This window comes from Flavitalea plasmicola, from assembly GCF_030546645.1.
Lineage (GTDB): Bacteria > Bacteroidota > Bacteroidia > Chitinophagales > Chitinophagaceae > Puia.
In genome coordinates, this window is the sequence record NZ_JAUOTO010000010.1 from 19,563 (window position 1) to 41,216 (window position 21,654).

At 55.2% G+C, this 21,654-nt stretch carries 11 protein-coding genes; 6 read left to right on the top strand and 5 right to left on the bottom strand.

The genetic code is table 11. The annotated features are described in order from the left end of the window. Positions 1 to 16 precede the first annotated feature (16 nt). From Q4E93_RS31215 to Q4E93_RS31225, 3 genes are read left to right on the top strand one after another with little or no spacing between them, the layout of a single operon-like run. Positions 17 to 2,314, top strand: a complete 2,298-nt coding sequence (locus Q4E93_RS31215; protein WP_303591870.1) for a Gldg family protein — start codon at positions 17 to 19, stop codon at positions 2,312 to 2,314. Between the two features lie 16 nt (positions 2,315 to 2,330). Further along, positions 2,331 to 3,680, top strand: coding sequence for a MutS-related protein (locus Q4E93_RS31220; RefSeq protein ID WP_303591871.1), 1,350 nt, complete (start codon positions 2,331 to 2,333; stop codon positions 3,678 to 3,680). A gap of 1 nt (position 3,681) precedes the next feature. Next, positions 3,682 to 5,025 (top strand): MutS-related protein, encoded by a 1,344-nt coding sequence (locus Q4E93_RS31225; protein ID WP_303591872.1) that lies wholly within the window; start codon positions 3,682 to 3,684, stop codon positions 5,023 to 5,025. Between the two features lies 1 nt (position 5,026). Here Q4E93_RS31225 and Q4E93_RS31230 read toward each other — a convergent pair whose 3' ends face one another. Continuing rightward, the gene (locus tag Q4E93_RS31230; RefSeq protein WP_303591873.1) at positions 5,027 to 5,647 is read right to left on the bottom strand and encodes a peptidylprolyl isomerase; all 621 of its coding nucleotides are present in this window, start codon (positions 5,645 to 5,647) and stop codon (positions 5,027 to 5,029) included. Between the two features lie 189 nt (positions 5,648 to 5,836). On the opposite strand from Q4E93_RS31230, the gene Q4E93_RS31235 reads away from it, so the two are divergent. Genes Q4E93_RS31235 through Q4E93_RS31245 form a run of 3 tightly spaced genes read left to right on the top strand, consistent with a single transcriptional unit; the run spans position 5,837 to position 13,029 of the window. Continuing rightward, positions 5,837 to 8,947 (top strand): SusC/RagA family TonB-linked outer membrane protein, encoded by a 3,111-nt coding sequence (locus Q4E93_RS31235; RefSeq protein ID WP_303591874.1) that lies wholly within the window; start codon positions 5,837 to 5,839, stop codon positions 8,945 to 8,947. 20 nt (positions 8,948 to 8,967) lie between these two features. Then, complete coding sequence (locus Q4E93_RS31240) at positions 8,968 to 10,263, top strand: RagB/SusD family nutrient uptake outer membrane protein (protein ID WP_303591875.1); 1,296 nt, start codon at positions 8,968 to 8,970, stop codon at positions 10,261 to 10,263. A 36-nt stretch (positions 10,264 to 10,299) separates the two neighbouring features. Continuing rightward, on the top strand, positions 10,300 to 13,029 hold the full coding sequence (locus Q4E93_RS31245; protein WP_303591876.1) for a bifunctional glycoside hydrolase family 9 protein/polysaccharide deacetylase: 2,730 nt from the start codon (positions 10,300 to 10,302) through the stop codon (positions 13,027 to 13,029). A gap of 98 nt (positions 13,030 to 13,127) precedes the next feature. Here Q4E93_RS31245 and Q4E93_RS31250 read toward each other — a convergent pair whose 3' ends face one another. From Q4E93_RS31250 to Q4E93_RS31265, 4 genes are all read right to left on the bottom strand, one after another. Beyond that, entirely contained in the window at positions 13,128 to 15,314 is a 2,187-nt protein-coding gene (locus tag Q4E93_RS31250) for a pyrroloquinoline quinone-dependent dehydrogenase (protein WP_303591877.1), read from the bottom strand. Beyond that, complete coding sequence (locus tag Q4E93_RS31255) at positions 15,304 to 16,509, bottom strand: aminotransferase class V-fold PLP-dependent enzyme (protein WP_303591878.1); 1,206 nt, start codon at positions 16,507 to 16,509, stop codon at positions 15,304 to 15,306. The genes Q4E93_RS31250 and Q4E93_RS31255 overlap by 11 nt, the downstream gene beginning before the upstream one ends. Before the next feature lie 80 nt (positions 16,510 to 16,589). Next, positions 16,590 to 18,167 carry a SusD/RagB family nutrient-binding outer membrane lipoprotein gene (locus Q4E93_RS31260; protein ID WP_303591879.1) on the bottom strand — a complete coding sequence of 526 codons (1,578 nt, stop codon included), beginning with the start codon at positions 18,165 to 18,167 and terminating at the stop codon, positions 16,590 to 16,592. 14 nt (positions 18,168 to 18,181) lie between these two features. Next, positions 18,182 to 21,574 carry a SusC/RagA family TonB-linked outer membrane protein gene (locus Q4E93_RS31265; protein ID WP_303591880.1) on the bottom strand — a complete coding sequence of 1,131 codons (3,393 nt, stop codon included), beginning with the start codon at positions 21,572 to 21,574 and terminating at the stop codon, positions 18,182 to 18,184. Between the last annotated feature and the right edge of the window lie 80 nt (positions 21,575 to 21,654).

Genomic DNA, 21,654 nt, shown 5'->3' on the forward strand with positions numbered 1-21,654 from the left:
AAATCGGAAAAGTACAATGAAGACCATATTTACGATAGCGCGAGCGGAACTACAAACCTTGTTTTATTCACCAGTGGCCTGGTTGATCATCATCATTTTTACTTTCCAGGTGAGCATGGGATACTCCACTTCGATGGAAGGTTGGGTACAGTACTTTGCCCAGGGATATAAGCTGAACGGTGTTTCCATGGATGTGTTTGCCAATCAGCAGAATGGAACGCTTACCAACGTACTGGGTTACCTGTACCTGTATATTCCTTTGTTGACAATGGGGTTGATGAGCCGGGAGTTTGCCAGCGGCTCGATCAAATTGCTGTATTCCTCCCCCGTGACGAATACCCAGATCATTCTCGGCAAGTACCTGTCGATGATGATCTATGCCCTGATCCTGATCGCCATTTTGCTGGTATATGTGGCAATATCGTGGTGGTTGGTCCCTGATTTCGAATTGAAAGCAATATTGGTAGGCGTCCTGGGCATTTACCTGCTGATCTGTGCCTATGCGGCCATCGGTTTGTTCATGTCCAGCCTGACGGCCTACCAGGTAGTGGCTGCCATGTGCACGCTGGCCATCCTGGCTTTGTTGAATTATGTTGGGAGTCTCTGGCAGGATATTGAATTTGTAAGGGACCTTACATTTTGGTTGTCCATGTCCGGCCGCGCAGGCACCTTCCTCTTCGGCCTCCTCGGGAGCGAAGACTTTCTTTATTTCATCATCGTGGTGGCCCTGTTCCTGACGCTGGCGTCCATCCGCCTGCAGGCGGCCCGGCAGAAGAGCCGCTGGACGGCATCCTTATGGAAATATGCGGCAGTGGTCAGTGTGACGATGTTGCTGGGCTATGCCACGTCCCGTCCTATGCTGATGGGATACTACGATGCGACCTCCACTAAAGCCAATACCCTGACTCCCAACAGCCAGAAGGTCATCAGCCAGTTAAAAGGCGACCTGACGATCACCACCTACACGAATATGCTGGACGATAAGAATTTATGGATCGCCCTTCCCAGCGCTGTCAATTATGACCTGTACCGGTTCAAGCAATACGTCCGGTTCAAGCCGGAAACAAAGCTGAAATATGTGTATTACTACGACACGCTGAATAACCCGGGGCTGGAAAAACGCTATCCCCGTTTGACGGACAAACAACGCATGGAGAAGATCATCGATATCTATAACATGAAAGAAAAGATGGTCAGGTCGCCGGAAGAGATAAGGAAAGAGATCGACCTGTCACCGGAGGGCAACCAATTTGTTCGTTCGATCAAAAGGGCGAGTGGAGAACAGACCTTCCTGCGCGTGTTTGACGACCAGATGATCCTGCCGGGGGAGACGGAGATCACCGCCGCGCTGAAGCGATTGGCCATGCATCTTCCAAAGGTCGGGTTCCTGCGCGGTCATGGAGAGCGGGATAACCATAAGGAAGGAGACAGGAACTACAATCGCTTTGCCCAGGACAAGCCGTTCCGCTACGCATTGATCAACCAGGGCTTTGATGTGGCGGATGTCAGCCTGGAAAAGGAAGTGCCCGGGGATGTCAATATCATGGTGGTCGCGGATATGAAGAATGGATTGTCGGTTGCTGAAAAGGCCAACTTAGACAAATATATAGCCAGGGGAGGAGATCTCCTGATAGCAGGGGAGGCCCGGCGGCAGCACGCCATGGACGAGCTGATCGAACCGCTGGGCGTACGTTTTGTCCCGGGCATGCTGGTGACGCCCAGCGAGACTTCCCTGGCGGATTTTATTGTTTCAAAGCCCACAAAGGAGGCCGGGGACCTGATCTATATTTATGGTCAGATGTACAAAGCCAAAAGAGTGGTGACGATGCCCACCGCCGTGGGCCTGGAATATACGACAGATAAAGGATTTGACGTCACGCCGCTGTTCATGTCCGACTCGGCGGCCTGGAATGAAATGGAGACGAAGGATTTCATCGACGATACAGCGAAGCTGAACCCGGCTGCCGGCGAAGTGCAAAAGTCTTATCCGACAGGGTTGGCTCTTTCCCGGAAAGTAGGGAACAAGGTTCAGAAGATCATGGTCCTGGGCGACGCGGACTGCATCAGCAACGGGGAGATCAGCATCAGCAGGAAGGGGCTGCCGGCGGCGAATTATTCCGTTATAACGGGCGCATTCTACTGGATGTCGGATAATGAAGTGCCCATCGACGTACGCAGACCCGACTCTAAGGACGGTAAGATCTCCCTGGACAAGGCGGGTATGTCGACCACCAAGGTCCTGTTGATGTGGGCGTTCCCTGGTTTGCTGGCCTTATGCGCCATCGTGCTTTGGATCAGGAGAAGAGGAAGATAATACTAAAACCCGGATCATGGCTTTTATCATTGATAAGCAGACTTTGGATGACCTGAATATTATAGGCAAGCGCCGGGGAGACGCGATCTACAGCCTGTTCAATAAGACACAGACCAGGGGAGGAGCGCAAGTGCTGGAGGAGATGTTCCTGTATCCCCTGGCAGACAGGCAGAAGATCCATCAGCGGAGCGAGATCATTCAATACTTCCAGGAAAAGAACGTCGCTTTCCCTTTCGGGAACGAGGCCTTCGATGCCATCGAGCATTATCTGGAGAACACGGATCAGCGGACCCGGATCGCGGCCGAGGAGGATACGCTGAAGCGAAAGCTGCGTGGCTACGTGGGGGCGGACACCGAATATGAGATGCTGCATAAAGGGATCGTCGCTGCTATTGAAATTTTCAACGGCCTGCACGATTTCCTGAGGACAATAGACACGGAACATACTACCCGGGCTTACAGGCTGGAGGCCAGGGAAATGCAAACGCTGCTGGCAGACGAACAATTTGCCTGGATGTATGAGGAAAAAGGGAGCAGGAAGCTGGCTTATGCCAGGGCGGCGGAGTACGACCAGACATTGCGGTTCGTGGCCAGGGACAAGATGAAAAAGCTGCTGTATTACATCTATCATATAGATGTATATATTGCCGTCGCCCGGGTGGCGGCGGCCCGTGGCTTCGCCTTTGCCCATGCTTTGGAGACAGGAGAGAACACCCTGTCCATAGAAGGCATGTTCCATCCCCTGCTGACAAACCCGGTGTCCAATCGTTTGCAGGTGGATCGCAGCAGCAATGTGATCTTCCTCACCGGGGCCAATATGGCGGGCAAATCGACTTTTATGAAGACGCTGGGCGTTGTCATGTTCCTGGCGCACATGGGCTTCCCGGTGCCGGCGGGAAGCATGGCGTTCTCCGTGCGCAGCGGCATGTTCACCACCATCAACCTTGCCGATAACCTCAACATGGGGTACAGTCATTTTTATGCGGAAGTGCTGCGTCTTAAAAAAGTAGCCGAACAGGTAAGCCGCACGGAGGACCTGTTCGTCATTTTTGACGAACTGTTCCGCGGCACCAACGTGAAGGACGCTTACGATGCGACCGTAGCCGTGACGGAGGCCTTTGCCGAAAAGCGGAATTGCATATTTATCATTTCTACACACATTATCGAGGCCGGAGAGACATTACGGGAAAAATGTGACAATATCAATTTTGTCTATTTCCCCACCGTGATGAAAGGCAATATCCCCGGCTATACTTATCAGTTAACACCTGGTATTACGAATGACCGGCATGGCATGATGATCATCAATAACGAACGGATCATTGATATTATCAAAGGCCGCCGGCATCATCTAAAATTAGTTTGATATGGCTTTTAAGGTGGATAAACAGACGCTGGACGACCTGAATATACCCGGTAAGTATAAGGGAGATTCTATCTTCAATTTATTTGACCATACACGATCCCGGGGTGGGGGACAATTGCTGGAATCCATGTTCCATCATCCCCTTTCCGATGCAGAGGCGATCAATGCCCGGAGCGGTATATTGCAATATTTTCAGGAAAGGGAGATCGAATTCCCCGTCAGCAGGGAGCAATGCGAAGAGGCGGAACAGTACCTCGGCAGCGCCGGCAGCAATAGCATGGCTGGCGCCACGCTGACGATCGTGCGGAAGAAAATACTGCGTGTCATTGCGTCCGGTAAGGAATATGACACGATCCATGACGGCATACGGTCGCTGATCGGGTTCATGCACGCGGTGAACGATTTTTTTACGCAGCTTGGATCGCACTTGTTCCAATACCCTTACCGCGAGACCATCCAGGAGGTGAAACAGATCTTCAACCATGCCAGCCTGCGGCAATTGCTCGCAGAGCAGGCAACTGCAAAGCTGCCCCTGGCAAAAGTTATTAAATATCACCACCTGTTACGCACCGTTCACCAGCAGGCGCTCCGGCGGGTGTTGCAGATCCTGTACGAGACAGACGTATACATCGCCGTCTCCCGGGTGGCGCGGGAACGTAAATTTGCCTATGCCTGGGCGACGCCATTCGTGGAGGGCGAGAACCGGATCGACATCACCCGTGTTTTTCATCCCCGATTGAACGGAGCCGTCTCCAACAACGTCCGCCTGGATCATGGAAGCAACATGATCTTCCTGACGGGGGCCAATATGGCGGGCAAATCCACTTTGATGAAGTCGGTGGGTATTGCCGTCTACCTGGCGCACATGGGATTTCCCGTCGCGGCGGAAGGCATGGCGTTCTCCGTCCAGGACGGAATGTACACCTCTATCAATGTCCCGGACAACCTGGATAAAGGATACAGTCATTTTTATGCGGAAGTGCTCCGGGTAAAGGAGGTGGCCGAAGAAGTGGGCCAGGGCAGGAACCTGGTGATCATCTTCGACGAGCTGTTCAAAGGCACCAATGTTAAGGACGCCTATGATGCAACGGTGGCTGTCACTGCCGCCTTTGCAGAGAACAGGAACAGCGCATTCATCGTCTCCACCCATATCACCGAGGCGGGACAGACCCTCCAGGAGCAGCACGCCAATATGAAGTTCGTCTATTTCCCCACGATCCTGGAGAAAGGCATCCCCCGGTATACCTTCCGGCTACAGGAAGGCATATCCAGCGACAGGCATGGCATGATGATCATAGTCAATGAAGGGATCCTGGATATTATAAGAGGAAAGGTCGCGACATGACCTATCGCCCATTCGCCTTCAACACCGTAATGTCTTTTTTGTCGTCATCGTCATACGTCTTCTTGACGATGTAATGCCATTGCTTTTCCGACACGTCCACAAAGAAGATCTCGTCTTTTTTATGAGCGGCCACGGCATCCTGGAACTCCTTCGGCATCATCTCCTCCCCGAAGAACCAACCCGTGTCACCGTGCGTGGTATTGCCATCCATGGTATACTGGTCGGACAGCTGATCGAAAGGAGTGCCGGCAGCGGCCTTTTGCGTGATGAGCTTTTTAAGGCTGTCGATCTGGGAGACGGATAATGACCCGCCGTCCAAAAAGATATAGTTTGCGCGGTATTTGACAGTCTCCGTATGCTCCAGGACCTTATAGGTCACATAACCCACCGAAAAGATATCACCTTTGTTTTGCCTTAGCAACCGTTTGTCGATCAGGCTGGTATCCTTCCCTGCGGACAGATGGAGCAAGGCGGGCTTCAGCGTTTTGTTAGCATCCATCCATGCCTGCGCCTGCTGAACGGTCCCGATAGCTTTAAACTGGTCCGTTACGGTTGCCTGTGCGAATGTTGACGATGAAGCAAGCAGCAATAACCCTGCAAGAACATTTTTACTCACGTTCATAATTAATGGCCGATTTTAAGTTTATGAAGATAGTATATTTTGTAGTACACCTCTTGTAAGGACATACGCTGCTTTGGGCGGTTTAGTTGCCTGGATCCGCGGTAGCATGCCCGCTTTATTTCCCATTTTTGCGTTTTTTAGCGGTTTTTTGCGTAAACCAACGTAAATTAAACATCCAAATAACTAATTATGCAGAAAACCCAGCTTATCAGCCATCCAAGGTGGCCATTCATCATTTGTCTCCTGCTGCTACATTTGTCGGCGCTCAGCCTCCGGGCGCAGGTGAAGATCACGGGCACCGTCACCGACGCGCAGGCCAAACCGGTCGCTTCTCTCACCGTCAGGCTCAGGTCAGGCTCTCCCGGCGGCACGACCACTGGCGCAGACGGCAGCTATGTCCTGACCGCCAATATCAAGCCGGGCAATTACACCCTCGTCTTCTCGGGGGTAGGTTATAAAACAATGGAAAAACCCCTGGTCGTTGGCTCGGCGGCGGCCTACACGGTTGACGCCCAGCTGGAAGAAAACGTGTCGAAGCTGGATGAAGTAGTGGTCACGGGTACTTCCCAGGGTACCACCCGCCGGCAGCTGGGCAGCTACATCAGCACGGTCAAGGCGGACGAACTGACCAAAGGCTCCACTGCCAACGTCCTGTCGGCGTTGCAGGGCAAGACGGCCGGCGCCCAGATCTCCCAGAACTCCGGCGATCCGGCCGGTGGTATGTCCGTCAGGCTCAGGGGGATCAGCAGCCTGTCCTCCGGCGAACCCCTCTATATCGTGGACGGCGTCATCGTCAGCAATGCCACTACCCGGGTGACCAATGCCTCCCCCGAATATTCGGGCAGTAACTTCGTTGGCACCGTGGGGCAGAACAGGATGTCGGATATCAACCCTGCCGATATCGAACGCATAGAAGTCCTCAATGGCGCCGCCGCCGCCGCCATCTACGGCTCCCGTGCCAATGCGGGCGTCATCCAGATCTTTACGAAGAAAGGCAGCTCCGGCGTTCCCCAGGTGAATTTCTCTACCAGTGTGAATATGAACCAGCTTCGGAAGAAGCTGGAGGTGAACAAGGCGCCCGTGAAATTCGGCGGCTCGCCCGACTCGATAACACAAACGATCCTGACGCCGGCACTTACCTCCACGACCCCCGTGAGCCGCTATAACTACCAGGATTATATTTTCCGCACCGCGCTGGGCACGGACAACAATATTTCCGTCAGTGGCGGAAGGGATAAGACGAAATATTATGTCTCCGGCTCCTATTTCTACAACGGCGGCATCGTCCGTCACACCGATTTTTCCCGCTATAGTTTCCGGGCCAACCTGGACCAGGAGCTGAGCAAATGGGCCACCTTCAATGTCACCGCCAACTATATCTACAGCAAGTCCAATGAAAAGCCGGATGGCAACACTTTTTTCTCGCCCATGAACGCGGTGACCATCATCGGTAACTATTACAATATCTGGCAAAGGGATGCTTTCGGCAACCTGAAGGCGGTGGGAGAGCGGGGCCGCGTCAATCCCGTCTCCGTGATCGAAGATTTCAGGCAGCAGGAACAGACCAGCCGTATCATCACCGGCGCAGGGCTGAAGCTGACACCCGTCAAAAACCTGACGGTGGACTATCACCTGGGGATCGACAACTATAGCCAGACGGGCAACACGTTTATCCCTCCTTATGCCTATAATGTCAGCTCGGGTTTTTATGGCGGCGGCCCCAACCTGGACGCGACGCAGAATGGCTATGCCAGTGCAGCCAATTATACCTTTCTGCAGCTGAATCATGACCTGAACCTTACCTATAACTGGAAGCTCACCGATGATCTCTCTTCGGTGACCCAGGTAGGTTATTCCCTGCAATACCAGAAAGACCGTTACCTGCTGTCCCAGGGCAGGGGTCTGGCGCCCATTATCCAGACGGTGGACGGAGCGAGCACCATTTTGCAGGGCTCGGATGCCAGGAGTGAATTTTCCATCTGGGGCCAATATCTGCAGCAGAACTTCAAGTATCGCAACCAGCTCTTCGTCACCGGGGCTATTCGCGTGGACGGGTCCTCCGTCTTTGGGAAGGACCAGCGCAACCAGGTCTATAAGAAACTCAGCGGTAGCTATGTATTGTCCGGTACGGACTACTGGAGCAAATTCAGCGTGTCCAAATGGTGGGACCTGTTCAAGGTACGTGCGGCTTACGGCGAGTCCGGCAACCTGACGGGCATCGGCGCCTATGACCGGTTCAACACCTATACGCCCGCTTCTTTCCTGGGTACCTCCTCGTTTGAAGGTTCCACCCGGCTCAGCGATACTGCAGTGAAGCCGGAACGTCAGCAGGAATTGGAGATAGGCACGGATCTCGCTTTCCTGAACAATAGGGTAGGCGTTTCCTTCAATTACTATCATAAAAAGGTGAGCGACCTGGTCCTCATCCAGCAGATTGCTCCCACCAACGGCTATTCCAGCCTGCTGGACAACATCGGCTCCTTACAGAACACGGGTTATGAAGTGGTGCTGAACCTGACCCCCGTAAAGACACAGCATTTCAGCTGGGATCTGACAGCGATCTACAACCATAATAAGAACAAGGCATTGAATACGGGCAAGTCCGCCGTTATTTATTCCACCAATGGTGGCGCCCCAGTGGCCATCATCCAGGGCCAGCCCATCGGTGTCTTCTATGGCAGCTTCTTCGCCAGGAACACAGACGGTTCGCTGTTGAAGAATCAATTGGGCATTCCCAGGGCGGAACTGGGCGTCCAGAACAGTACGCTCACGTATACGCCTGGCCGCGATGCGGCCGGCCTGCCCTCCGGACCCACCACGCTGCAAAAGGTCATTGGCGACCCCAATCCCAAATACACGGCCACCCTCACTTCCGACTTCTCCTATGACAGGCTTGCCTTGCATGTTCAGCTGGATGACGTACATGGCGGCAATGTATTCAATGCCGATTTCCGCACCCGCCAGGGGGTGGATAATGGCAAGGTGGCCGAACAGGAAGATCTCGGGAAATTACCCCGCGGCTATATCGCCGGCGTCTACAACATCCTGGAATGGCGGATCGACGATGGCTCCTTTGTCAAGCTGCGGGAGGTGAGCCTCAGCTATTCCCTGGGAAAATTCAAATGCTTTAACGATCTCTCCTTCAGCCTCGGTGGCAGGAACCTCGTCAGCTGGGACCATTACAAGGGCTACGACCCGGAAGTGAACGCGGCAGGCCAGAGCACCATCCTGCGCGGCATTGATTTCGGCGCCGTTCCCGCTCCCAGGACCTACACTGTTTCCATTCACGCTAAATTCTAACCCAGCTAAATTATTATAGTATGCAACAACAGCTCAATCGAAATACGCTCCGGCTGCTGGCCCTCCTCTTCGTCATGGGCGGCGTGGCCTGTAAGAAAGACTATGCTCCGGAAGGCGCCGCACCCAAAGGCGCCGTGCTCAACAACGTGAAGGCGCTGACCAGCGTGGCCATCGGCTTGCAGCAGTGGTATACCTCCGCCAGGACCGGCCTGGTGTACACCCGGGTGACGGCCAGCGGTCTGCTGACAGGAGAGATCTATGTGGTCAATCCCGGCAATACCGATGAAGCCCAACTGGGTACGGGCGGTAATGCCATCCCCAATACCAATGGTATGGTGACAGGCATCTGGACAGTGTCCAACAAGATCATTTTCGATGCAGACAATATCATGAACAACCTGGATGTTGTGACCGTTCCCGGCTATGCCAGCGGCCTGGTGGCCTATGCCTCCATCTTCAAGGCGCTGGCATTGGGCGATATGGCCATGTTCTATGATCATGTGCCGGATACCACGGGCGCCAATGTACATTTCATCACCAGCGCCGAAGCGTATACGAAGGCGGTCGCCGTCCTGGACAAGGCCCTGGCTGCCATCGCCGCCAATCCGGTCACCGCCAATTTCCTCTCCTCCGTCCCCGCAGGCATCGATATCACCAATACGCTGTATGCACTGAAGGCCCGCTATGCCCTGCTGGCGGGTGATAACGCTACTGCCCTGGATGCCGCCGGGAAAGTAAACCTGTCTGTCAGATCCGTATTCAACTACAGCGCCACCTTTCCCAACCCCATCTTTTCACTGGCCGCCTCTACCAATAATATCTTCCAGCCGGTGGATTCCGCCATGGGACTTCCCGCCGGACTGACGCCGGATGCCGCCGATAAAAGGGAACCTTTCTATATTGCCGTCAAAAGCAGCCCCCGATTCCGCATCGCCGGCTTTGACACGGCTTTGCTGGCAGGCCGGCCCATCTATCTGCCCGGGGAGATCATGCTCATCAAAGCAGAAGCCTATACCCGACAGGATGACCTGACCAACGGCCTGGACCAGCTGAACGGGGTGGTGACCAAGCAGCCTTCCGCCGACCTGTATAAAGTAGGCGCAGCACTGCCGGCCATTGCAGGTCCGCTGTCGAAGGACGACCTCCTTACGCAGATCTACCGGAACAGGTGCATCGAGCTCTTCATGTCCGGGCTGAAGCTGGCTGACGAAAAACGCTTTGGTCGCCCCGACAGCGAAAGGAAGCGCAGCTACCTGCCCTTCCCTTATGTTGAACGTAACGGTAATCCAAATACGCCGGTGGATCCGGTGTTTTAACCGCCGCCCGATGAACGGCATGCTAATCACAGCCTGATGATGATGCTTAAAAAATTAATGACATTCCTGGCGCTGCTGGCTATATCGACAGCCGGCAGCGCTCAATTGGACGGCATCCTGTCCGGTAACATCCGGCCCGGTAATACTCAGTCTGGTAACACCACGTCCGACTACACCCGCTCCGGCAACATCCCATCCGACACCACCGCCTGGATCCGTATTAACCTGCTGGGCTATACGCCCGGAGGCATCAAGGTCGCCGTCTACGCCTCCCTGGACCCCCTGCGTCCATCCACCTCTGACCATCTTCCTCCATCCACTTCCGACCACCTTCCTCCGTCCACCTCCGACCACCTCCCTCCGTCCACCTCCGACGGCCTTCCCTCCTCCACCTTCGAACTGGTGGACGCGAAATCCCTGAAAGTCGTTTACAAGGGGGCCTCGGACAAGGACTTCGGTGCATACGGCCCTTTTACACACAGCCGCCGGCTGGATTTTTCCGTCTTCCGCCGGGAAGGAACTTTCTTCCTCCGTTGCGGCAAAGCCCTTTCTCCCGTCTTTCGCATCGCCGCCGACATCTATGCAGGCTCCGCGGACTTTATCCTCCGCTACCTGCGACAGCAACGCAGCGGCTACAATCCTTTCCTGCAGGATTCCTGCCATAGCCATGACGGTTATACCATGTATGGCCCCATGCCGGACACCACCCGCATCGACGTAGCAGGGGGCTGGCACGACGCAACGGATTATTTGCAGTACGTCACCACCTCCGCCAATGCCACTTACCACCTGCTGGCCGCTTATCGCGATTTCCCCGAAGTCTTCGCGGATGCTTATCTGGCCAATGGCCGCGATGGTCGCAACGGCCTGCCGGACGTGCTGGACGAAGCCGACTGGGGGCTTCAATGGCTGGAAAAGATGCATCCCCGTGACGGCTGGCTTTTTCACCAGCTGGCCGACGACCGTGACCACCACGGATTCAGGCTGCCTACAAAAGATTCCGTGGACTACGGCGTCGGACCCGGCATGGGCCGCCCCGTCTACTTTGCCACCGGCAAGCCACAGGGCCTGGGGAAATACCAGAATCGCAGTGACGGGGTCGCCAACATCGCCGGCAAGTTTGCCAGCGCCTTCGCCCTGGGCGCCTGGCTACACCGTGGCCGGGACACGGCTTATGCCCGCCGGCTGCGGAACAAAGCCTTCACCGCCTACCGCATGGGTCTGGCGCAGCCCGGCGTCTGCCAGACGGCCCCCAACCGCGAACCTTATTTCTACGAGGAAGAGAACTGGACGGATGATATGGAGCTGGCGGCTGCCGCCCTGTTCCGCCTCACTGGCGATAGTGCCTACTACCGTCAGTCTGTCCGCTTCAGCACGCAGGAGAAAGTCACCCCCTGGATGGGCGCCGACACCGCCCGTCACTATCAATGGTATCCCTTTCACAATTTCGGACACTACGAGCTGGCAAATGCTACCACGAATGCTGACAAAGCCCTCCCGGAAAGCCGTACCGATAAAACCATCCTGGCAACCTATTACCGCGACGGCATCGAAAGGGTCTGGCGCAAGGCCCGGCAAAATGCTTTTTTCCGGGGCGTTCCCTTTATCTGGTGCTCCAACAACCTCACCGTCTCCTTCGCCATCCAATGTTATCTGTACAGGCAGCTGTCCGGCGACAGGCAATTCGCGGGTCTGGAACAAGCCTGCTTCGACTGGATCTTCGGCTGCAATCCCTGGGGCAGATCCATGGTGTATGGCCTGCCAGCCACGGGCGACAGCCCGCAGCACCCTCATTCTTCCCTGTCTTACCTGTATCATTACCCGCTGGATGGCGGCATGGTCGACGGACCGGTATCTGGGTCCATTTACGACCACCTGCGCGGGCTCCGGCTTTACCAGCCGGACCGCTTTGCCGCCTTCCAATCCGCCACAGCAGTCTACCATGATGACGCGGGCGATTACAGCACCAATGAGCCCACCACCGACGGCAGCGCATCCCTGGTCTACCTCCTGGCGGCCCGCCAGCGCGAGGCGGAACAGACGGAGAATGGGAAGATACTGGTCACCAGCCACGGCGCCATCGTCAGGGGCGACCCTCGCCGGAAATTGATCGCCCTGGTCTTTACAGCCGATAGCTTCGGCGACGGAGTGGCCTCCATTGCCCGCACGCTGGACAAAGAAAAAGTCCATGCTTCTTTTTTCTTCACGGGCAATTTTCTCCGGGACCCTGCCAACAGACAGGTGATACGTCGGCTGCAGCAGCAGGACAATTATCTGGGATCTCATTCGGACAGGCACCTGCTGTATAACGATTGGTCCCGGCGGGACAGCCTGCTGGTGACCCATCGCGCATTTGATGAAGACCTGGCGGCGTCATATAGTGAACTGAAAAAATTCAATATCGACAAAAGGACAGCCGCCTGGTTCCTGCCTCCTTATGAATGGTACAACGATTCCATCGCGGCCTGGACGGCACAGGCCGGCCTGCACCTGGTGAATTTCACTCCGGGCACCCGCAGCAATGCGGATTACACCTACCCGGAGATGGGCGTGTCCTATCTTTCCAGCGACAGCATCTTTCAATCTATCCTGCAATATGAGATAAGTACTCCCGCCGGCCTCAACGGGTTTATCCTGTTGTCGCACGCCGGCGTCGATCCGCGGCGCAGGGATAAGTTCTATGATCATCTGCCCGCGCTGATAAAGGAGCTGAAGGTGCGTGGCTACCGGTTCGTAAAGATCGGGCAACTTGCCGCCCCGGAATAGTTGTTCATAGCCGACAGCCGGATAACGGTAGTCAGCTCCGTTACCCGGATAACCGCATAGGCAGCTCCGTTACCCGGAGAATCGAATAGCCAGCCCCGTTAGGGCAGCGCAAAAACCATGATCGTACCCGCAGGGTCCTGCTTATTCCCCGCTACGGAAAGAGCAATATATTGTTTCCCATTTTCCATATAGGTGCAGGGAGTGGAGGACCCTATTCCGGGCAGCACCGTTTCCCATAGCAGCCTGCCGCTGTCCTTATCAAAAGCGCTGAGCTTATTATCTTTCCCACCTGCGATGAATACCAATCCGCCGGCGGTTGCCATCGGGCCGGGGGACCCCGTAAGACCCGTAGGCTGTCCGTATTTTTGGGCCAGCAGGCTGTCATTGCCCACCGGGATCCGCCATACATACTCCCCCGTGCTGAGATCGATGGCATTCAGCGTCCCCCAGGGCGGCTTAATGGCCGGTTCGTTGCCGGCGCCTCTGAAAGGAGCATAAGCCAACACATTGAGATAGGTGGAGGCCGTGTCTGCCGCGGCATTTTTTCCATTGCCCAGCGCAGCCCTGTTCTGCCGGATCTCCTGCAGATCGGATTCCTGCTGTAATTCCTTCCTTTCCTCTCTGCGGGACAACAGGAAAGCCGTGATCGCCGCTTCCTTTCCTTGTATCACGCCTGCGAAGGGCGGCATCTTTCCACCTCCCTGCCTGATCTTGCTCACCACCTGTTCCGGAGTCATCCTTTTTTCCAGCCCGATGAGAGAAGGGTAGAGGGGTTCGTCTCCGCTCCTGTCAGCTTTGTGACAGCCCGCACAATAGTTCATATAGATCGCGCTTCCCGAGCGGAAAGGCGAAGGAGCCGCCGCCGCACCTGCAGGCTCGATTTTTTTCAGCTGGTCGATCTCCGGCGAGTTGTTCGACTTGAGATAAAGGATATGAGTGGTGGGATCATAGGCAGCGCCTCCCCATTCCGAACCTCCAATGGTTCCCGGGAAATTCAGGGAGCCTCTTACAGACGGAGGAGTGAACAAACCCTCATATCTCAGCGATTTGAACAATGCCACCAAAGAATCGTGCGCCGCCGGCGTGTCACCGGCAAGGTCTTCCTCCGTCAGGGACTGTCGGGCGTAGGGAGCCGGCTTTTGCGGGAATGGCTGCGTGGGCCATGCCGCTTCTCCCGGCACATCGGACGCCGGCACTGTACGTTCCTCGATAGGAAAGAGGGGCGCTCCCGTTTCTCTGTTCAGCACATACAGAAATCCCACCTTGGAAGTCTGCGCCACCGCATCCACCTCTTTACCATCCTTCATCAGGGTCACCAGGTTGGGCGGAGCGGGAAGATCATAATCCCACAGGTCATGGTGAATGGTTTGAAAATGCCAGATATGCTTTCCCGTTGCTGCATCCAGCGCGACGATGCAATTGCCGTAAAGGTTCTGTCCCTTCCGGTCCGCCCCGTAGAAATCATAGGAAGGCGACCCCAGTGCCAGGAAGACCATCCCTCTTTTTTCATCCAGGCTCATACCGGACCAGTCATTGGCGCCTCCGGCATATTTCCAGGCGCCTTCAGGCCAGGTCTCATAGCCTGCTTCCCCGGGCTTGGGGATCGTGTGAAAGGTCCATTCCAGCCAGCCCGTGCGAATATTATAGGCCCGGATATAACCAGGCTGGGCGCCATATAATTCGGACACTTCGTTCCCGATGATCAGGAGGTCTTTATAGACGATCCCCGGTGAGGTGGGCTTGATGGAAATGGTTTGGGGATCATCGCGGATGCCGATATTCATGCTTACCTTGCCGGCCTTTCCGAACCCGGGCACCGGCTTCCCCGTCCGGGCATCCAATGCGAATAGGATATCTCCCCCTGTAAATAATATACGTTTGTCGTCCCCGTCCTGCCAGTAGGTGACGCCGCGGCATACGCCGCCGCCCGCGCCTCCATTGAAAGGATCGAAGGACCAGATCATTTTCCCCGACGTCGCCGAGACGGCATAGACCCTATGCCTGGCCGAAGTGGCATACATCACCCCGTCTATCACGATGGGATTGCATTCGCTGTTGCCGGGCCGCGCACCCGGCAGGGCGTCGCCCGGATGAAAGGTCCACGCCGGCTTCAGGTCCCGCACATTTTCTTTATTGATCTGGGAAAGGCCGGAATAGCTGCTGCTCAACGCATCTGCTTTATACATGGCCCAATTGGCGCTCCCACTATGGCAGCCGGCGCCGAAGATCGCAAGGAAAAGAATATAGGCCGGCCATCGTAGCAGCTGGTAATGCCTACATTGCATGTTGCAGCACCTGCTTTACACGTTGCGCCACAATATCGATCTGGTCCGGCCGCAGCAAGACAACCCCGATCATCAGCCGCTGGCCGTGACCGCCGGTAACAATGCTCGGAGTGCCTTCCTGCAGGGCTTTGAACGCTTCCTGAGGAGTGGTCTTCACCCGCTGCCTGTCCCAGTCGACCATCAGGCTGGGGAATGCATTCGCAGGCCCGGGGTCGACGACTATCTCCGTCTTCACCGTCGGCACAGTCGCCAGGATGCCGGCAATATGTTTTGCCCTGTCGAGCCAGTCGTTCCACTCTTTTTTATGGTCCCTCTCCAGATAGGATTTCAATGCCGCATACATGCCGAACATCTCTTCCTTGTTCACTTTCATCGGCCTGCCGATGGGCGCCTCATGCGGGCTGTGATTGAGCTTGGCAGCTTCTATCAGGTCTTTGCGACCGAACAGCAGTCCCGCGCTTTGCGGCCCGCGTATCATTTTGCCGCCCGAAAAAGTCACCAGGTCAAAGCCCATCTGCTGGAATTTAAAAAGGTTTTCCACCGGGGGGACGTCCGCAGCCGCATCCAGGAAAGTTGGGATCTGATGTTTTTTGGCGATGGACAAAAAAGTTTCATGCGGGATGCTGTGCTTTTCCGCAGCGTTGAAGAACAGCGCCATGACAGTCTGCACGGAAAAAGCCTTTTCCATTTCGTCGGGCCCCTCGACCTCCACGATCTTAGCCCCGGTGGTGGTCACCGCCTGGTCGAAGAGATACCGGTGGCTCTTTTGCATGATGACCTCGGGCCGGGGACCGGGCAGATTCGGTATCTGCCGGATCTTCTCCTTATCCGTTCCGGTGATGGAAGCCGCCGTACCCAGGAGGATCGCGCAGGCCGCGCCGGAAGTCACCATGGCCGCCTCCACCTTCAGCATTTCGGCGATCTTAGCGCCTACCTTGTCCTGCAAGTCGAACATATTCGCAAAATCATGGGACGTGGAATTGATCGCTTCCAGCACTTCGGGCAGCATCAGCGACCCGGATAAGAAGGTCATCGTGACATTGGCATTGATCACTTTGGTGACGCCCAGCTCTGCAAAAAGGTCCCTGGTGACCTTTGGCGCTGGCTGTTCGGCGGACGCCTCCGCCATGGAGGGGACAGCGGTGGCTGCCAGCGGTAACAAGGAAAGTCTTTTAATGATATCTCTGCGATGCATGTTAGTTGGATTTGATCAAATTTATTTTTAATTCCTCAGCTTGCAAATTTTTATTATCAACTTTGCAAAAAATTTGCAAATTAGTTCTTGTCCCACCACACCCGGGTGGTGAAAAGATCCGGTCCCTGGGCCTGCACGGCCGCCTTATAATTTTCCGTATTAAGGCTTGCTTCCGATTGAGGGTAGGGTAGTCGCCGCGAAATAGTGCCCCCGGTGGCATTGCCCGGATAATTGACGGGTACCAGCACCGGGTAGCCCGTACGCCGCCAGTTGGCATATACTTCGATATTGTTCATGAAAAGAGAGACCCAGAGTTGGGTATGTATCTGCTGCATCTGCTGGTCGAATGTGCCGCCCGTATAGGGATTGGCCGTCAGGTAATCACTGATCTTCGTGTCAGAGATGCTCATTCCGCCGGGGTAGAGGGTCTCCATCTGCATGGAAGCCTTGACGCCATTCTCGTAATATGTTTTAGGATCGCCCGGGTCCCATCCGCGCAGGGCCGCTTCCGCCATGTAGAACTGCACCTCGGCATAGCTTTGGAAAATGCTGGGTGTCGAATTACTGGCGATGGTATTGAGGTTGATCTCGGAATATTCCGCCAGCATATCGTCCGTCCAGCCGGGGATCAGCGTTTTGATGGAGCTGTAGTCATACCCGTTGGGAAGCCCTTTCTGGATGGCCGGTTGCGTACTGGTGGGTAATTGGGAAGGGTCCGCATTGCCCGGCCATAAAGTGATATAGAACGGCAATCTCGGATCGTTGGTGTTCTTCAGATAGTTGACAAAGGTCTGGCCCATTTTGCCATATCCCAGTCCTTTTGCCGAAGGCGGGACGCCCTCTCCGCCTCTGAGCTCTTCTCCATCCCAGTAGAAATTGAGCTCGCTGCCATCGGTGTGGTCCAGCTTCGCGATATCCGCGTTGCTCTGCATGACCCCGCCGGCGATCGCTTTCTTTACCCAGGTTTCAGCCAACGCTGCATCCACCTTCGTCAGCCGCATGCCCAGTCTGAGCATCAGGGAATAGGCAAAGCGCTTCCAGGCCGCGGGGTCCCCGCCATAGAGGTAATCCGCCGCGCCAAAGGAAGATTTGGACGGGTCCAGGTCGCCAGCCGCCGAATCCAGCAGCTTCAGCATGGCAGGATAAATATCCGATTGCAGGTCATATTTCGGCTTGTAGATCCCGGCGATATATCCCTGGCCGGCCTGGAAATACGGCACATTCCCATACATGTCCGTCACACGGTGCATGATATAGACATGCCAGATCCGGGCGATGGCATATTCATTGATCAGGTCCGGCTTGTCCTTTGTCAGCGCAAGGATCTGTCCGTTCTCCTTCAGCTCGACATTGAATACGGCGTTGAAAAGCCCGTCGGAATACCCCGGCTTGACCAGGTATTTATCGCCCGTCCATTGATAAGGATTGAGGGAAGCAAAATATTGCATCATGGCGCCTGAAAGCTTGTCATTCGGATACAGCGTATTGTCGTCATCGCTGCCCGCGGTCTTTATGATGTTGTAGGAAAAGAGACTGCCGATCACCGGCGAATTATAGGCATTGGGATTCACGTTCATGTCTTTGAATCCCTTATCGCAGGAGGAAAGCAGGAAAGAGGTGCACAGGACGGCTGTTATTGTTCTGGTTATATAGTTCATGATGATTTTTATTTTTAGAACTTTACCATTAAGTTTAATCCATAGCTGCGGGTAGGTGGAACACCGAAGTTCTCCAGCCCCTGCCCGTTGGATGTGTTGTAATTGGATTCGGGGTCGACGTTCTTCACCTGGCTGTACAGCAACAGCAGGTTGCGGGCCACCAGCGACAGGCTGGCGGATTGGAAAGGCGTCTTCGCCAGGAGGGTCCTGGGGAAATTATAGCCCAGCGTCAGTTGCCGCAATTTGATAAATCCCGCGTCCGACACGAACTGATCCGTCAGCGAGAAAGCGATCCCCTGGTAATAGTCCTGCGCCGCAAGGGTCTGGCTGAAGGCATTGCCGTCCTCGTCGACGCCTTTCACCGCCACGCCGTTCTCCCTTACATTGCCGGCCACGGTTCGTTTATCCAGTCCGTAATACGTCCCGTATGCATTGGTGGAAGTGTACAGCTTCGCCCCGAATTTGGCGTCCACTAAGAACCCCAGTGTGAAATGCTGGTATGCGAACGTATTCGACAGTCCCAGCGTCAAAGGGGGAACGCCCCGCCCCAATGCCATGAAATCGCTTTGAATAGGCAGGCCGTTATCCTTGCTGTAGACCGTATTGCCTTTGAGGTCCTGCTTGGCCTTATACCCCGCGATCATCCCAAAAGGCATGTTCTCAAAATGGTAGACGAAACCATTCTCCGTCCTGGCCTCGGCTCCCGGCAAGGCAAGGCTGGTGAGGCCGTCCGCGATCCTGATCACCTTGTTGTCATTGTAAGCCATGTTGAAGCTGACATCCCAATTGAATCCGGTGAGGGATCTTACAGGGGCCCCGGTCAGCAGCAGCTCGATGCCTTTATTGCGCATCTTGCCTACATTCAACAACACGCTGGTGTAGGAGGAAGACAAAGGGACCGAAGCGCTTACGATGTCATTGGTCGTCGTGCGGTCATACAGGGTGATGTCGGCCCCGACACGGCTATTCAATGCACGCAGCTCGACGCCCAGCTCGATGGTGGTGGAAGTGTAAGGCTCCAATGCGCTGTTAGGAATGGTATTGCCGGAGATATTCATCAGGGGCTGCCCTAAATGCGAAGAAGAGGGCGCTACATACGCCAGGCTTAGCCCATATGGATCGGGCGCTCCACCTCCCACCTGGGCCCAGGAGCCGCGCACCTTGCCGTAGTTCAGCCAGGAAGGTTTGGAATGCCAGATGTCCGAAAAGATAAAGCTGAGCCCGGCCGATGGATAGAACAGGTTATTGCTGCTCTTTGCCAGGGTGGAGAACCAGTCCTTGCGGCCCGTGAGGTTCAGAAAGAGGTAGCTGTTGTACGCGACATCGGCAGATGCGAACAGGGAGTTGATGGCCGACTCCCGGTAGCTTTCGGTGAACACCGGGTTCTTTCCATTGGTGACGAAATAAGTGAACGGCACGTTGAACAGGCCGCTGGAAATGTCGATACCTGTTAGTTTATTATGCATCTGGTTGCCGCCGGCGATGGCGTTCACCGTAAAATGGCCGAACTTTTTGTCGAAGCCCAGCAAGGCTTCCGCATTCGTCTCCCAGGTGGTGCTCCGGCTGGTGGTCATGCTGCCGTCGGGATTATACAGCAGCCCCGTGGGCTCTATATCCGACGCATTGATATTGAAATAGTCGATGCCGACGCGGGCGCGGGCATACAAAAAATCGGTGATGTTATACCGGGCGCTGAAAGAGCCGATAAACCGGCGGCGTTCGTCCTGGTTCTTTACTTTACTCGTGGCGAAATAAGGATTGACCACAAAAACATAATCGCTCCAGGGCGTCTCATATCCCTGCGCATCATAGCCCGGCGCCAGCGTACGCACATCGATGTTCGTGGCCACCAGTCCTACGGACGCATTAGGGTTCTTTGAAAAATCCGCGATATAGGTGCGGTTGTGGTTCTGCTCGATATTGTACTGGGCCCTTCCCTCGAAGATCAGTTTCCTGGCGAGATTGGCGCTTACACTGAGATTGAATGTCTTCCTGTTGAGGGAGGAGTTCGGGACGATGCCCTTGTTCTCCATATTGGATACGGAGAAACGGAAATTGATGTTCTCATTTCCTCCGGTCATGGCCAGTGTGTTGGAAAAGGTGGTGCCATTGTTATAGAAGTTCCGGGTATTATGCTTTTGAGCGCTATAGGGCCTGGATACGCCGTCCGGGTTGACCACCGGCGTGCCGTCCAGCTTTGCCCCCCAGGAGATCCGGCCATTGGCGATGGCATCGGACTTCGAGGTGGGTTTAGCGCCCCTGCTGCCTGACCCGTATTCGTACTGCCAGTCTGGAATGTCCAGGGGATCTTCCTGCGTATAGGTGGAGCTGTATTCCACACCGACGCCTTTCTGCGCCCTGCCGGATTTGGTCGTTATCAGGATCACGCCGTTGGCCGCCCTTGAACCGTACAACGCTGCCGCGGTACCGCCTTTCAGCACGGAGATTGTTTCGATGTCGTCCGGGTTGATGCTGACCAGCCCATCCCCTCTGTCTATTCCGCCATAGGTGCTGGGAGCCGTACCCTGGACGGCATTGTTGATGGGGACGCCATTGACGATGTATAAAGGCTGGTTGTCCCCGCTGAGACTTCCGTTGCCCCTGATGATCACACGGCTCGAACCACCGGGGCCCGTGGCCGTGCTGGAAGCATTCACACCCGCGATCTTCCCCGACAAAGCATTGCCCAGATTATTTTCCCTCGCCTGGGTGAATTCGCTGCCATTGATCTCCGTCACCGCATAGGTCAGCGCCTTTTTCTCTTTTCTGATACCCAGGGCCGTTACGACGGCTTCGTTAAGGGACTGTGTTTGATCTTCCAGTTGCACCTTGAAGCCACTCCTGCCTTTCACGGCTACTTCCATCGTCCTGAAGCCGACGAAGCTGAAGACGAGGACGCCATTCTCGGGAACACTGATCGAGAACTTTCCTTCGGCGTCGGTAGCCGTTCCGATGGCGCTGCCTTTCAGTGTGATGCTTACTCCGCCCAGCGGTTCTCCCCGGGCATTCGTCACCTGGCCCCTGATCTCCCTGTCGTAGGTCGCAGCGACGGTAGTAAGGGCGCTGGCAGCAGCCGGAGGACGCTGACTTTCCCGCTTGACGAGGATATGGTTATCGACCTGGCGAAATACCAGGGAAGTATTGGCCAGCAATAGCTTTAAACATTCGGCCACAGTGTGCTTGCCGGGCGCCAGGTTCAGGTTGCGGATATTCCTGATATCCTCGTCCCGGTACATGAAATGGAAGGGGCTTTGCGCCTCTATTTTCGAGAACGCCTGCACGAGCGATACGTGCCTGAGCTCGATGGTGATCTCCACCTCGTCGATGGTCTGGCTTTTGACTGAGCCGGCAAACAACAACTGAACGGAGGTGATCAGCAGCCCTGCTATTCCTGCCCCAATACGCAAAATGTGTTTGGTTTTTAGATTTTCATAAAAAATCATAGCTTTGGTTGTTTTAAGTAATGAATATCCCGCCCCAAGCGAGG

What these genes read in the sequence shown, in the direction of transcription:
- Q4E93_RS31215 (WP_303591870.1), top strand. Translation starts at nt 17, where the DNA reads ATGAAGACCATATTTACGATAGCGCGAGCGGAACTACAAACCTTGTTT.
- Q4E93_RS31220 (WP_303591871.1), top strand. Translation starts at nt 2,331, where the DNA reads ATGGCTTTTATCATTGATAAGCAGACTTTGGATGACCTGAATATTATA.
- Q4E93_RS31225 (WP_303591872.1), top strand. Translation starts at nt 3,682, where the DNA reads ATGGCTTTTAAGGTGGATAAACAGACGCTGGACGACCTGAATATACCC.
- Q4E93_RS31230 (WP_303591873.1), bottom strand. Translation starts at nt 5,647, where the DNA reads ATGAACGTGAGTAAAAATGTTCTTGCAGGGTTATTGCTGCTTGCTTCA.
- Q4E93_RS31235 (WP_303591874.1), top strand. Translation starts at nt 5,837, where the DNA reads ATGCAGAAAACCCAGCTTATCAGCCATCCAAGGTGGCCATTCATCATT.
- Q4E93_RS31240 (WP_303591875.1), top strand. Translation starts at nt 8,968, where the DNA reads ATGCAACAACAGCTCAATCGAAATACGCTCCGGCTGCTGGCCCTCCTC.
- Q4E93_RS31245 (WP_303591876.1), top strand. Translation starts at nt 10,300, where the DNA reads ATGATGATGCTTAAAAAATTAATGACATTCCTGGCGCTGCTGGCTATA.
- Q4E93_RS31250 (WP_303591877.1), bottom strand. Translation starts at nt 15,314, where the DNA reads ATGCAATGTAGGCATTACCAGCTGCTACGATGGCCGGCCTATATTCTT.
- Q4E93_RS31255 (WP_303591878.1), bottom strand. Translation starts at nt 16,509, where the DNA reads ATGCATCGCAGAGATATCATTAAAAGACTTTCCTTGTTACCGCTGGCA.
- Q4E93_RS31260 (WP_303591879.1), bottom strand. Translation starts at nt 18,167, where the DNA reads ATGAACTATATAACCAGAACAATAACAGCCGTCCTGTGCACCTCTTTC.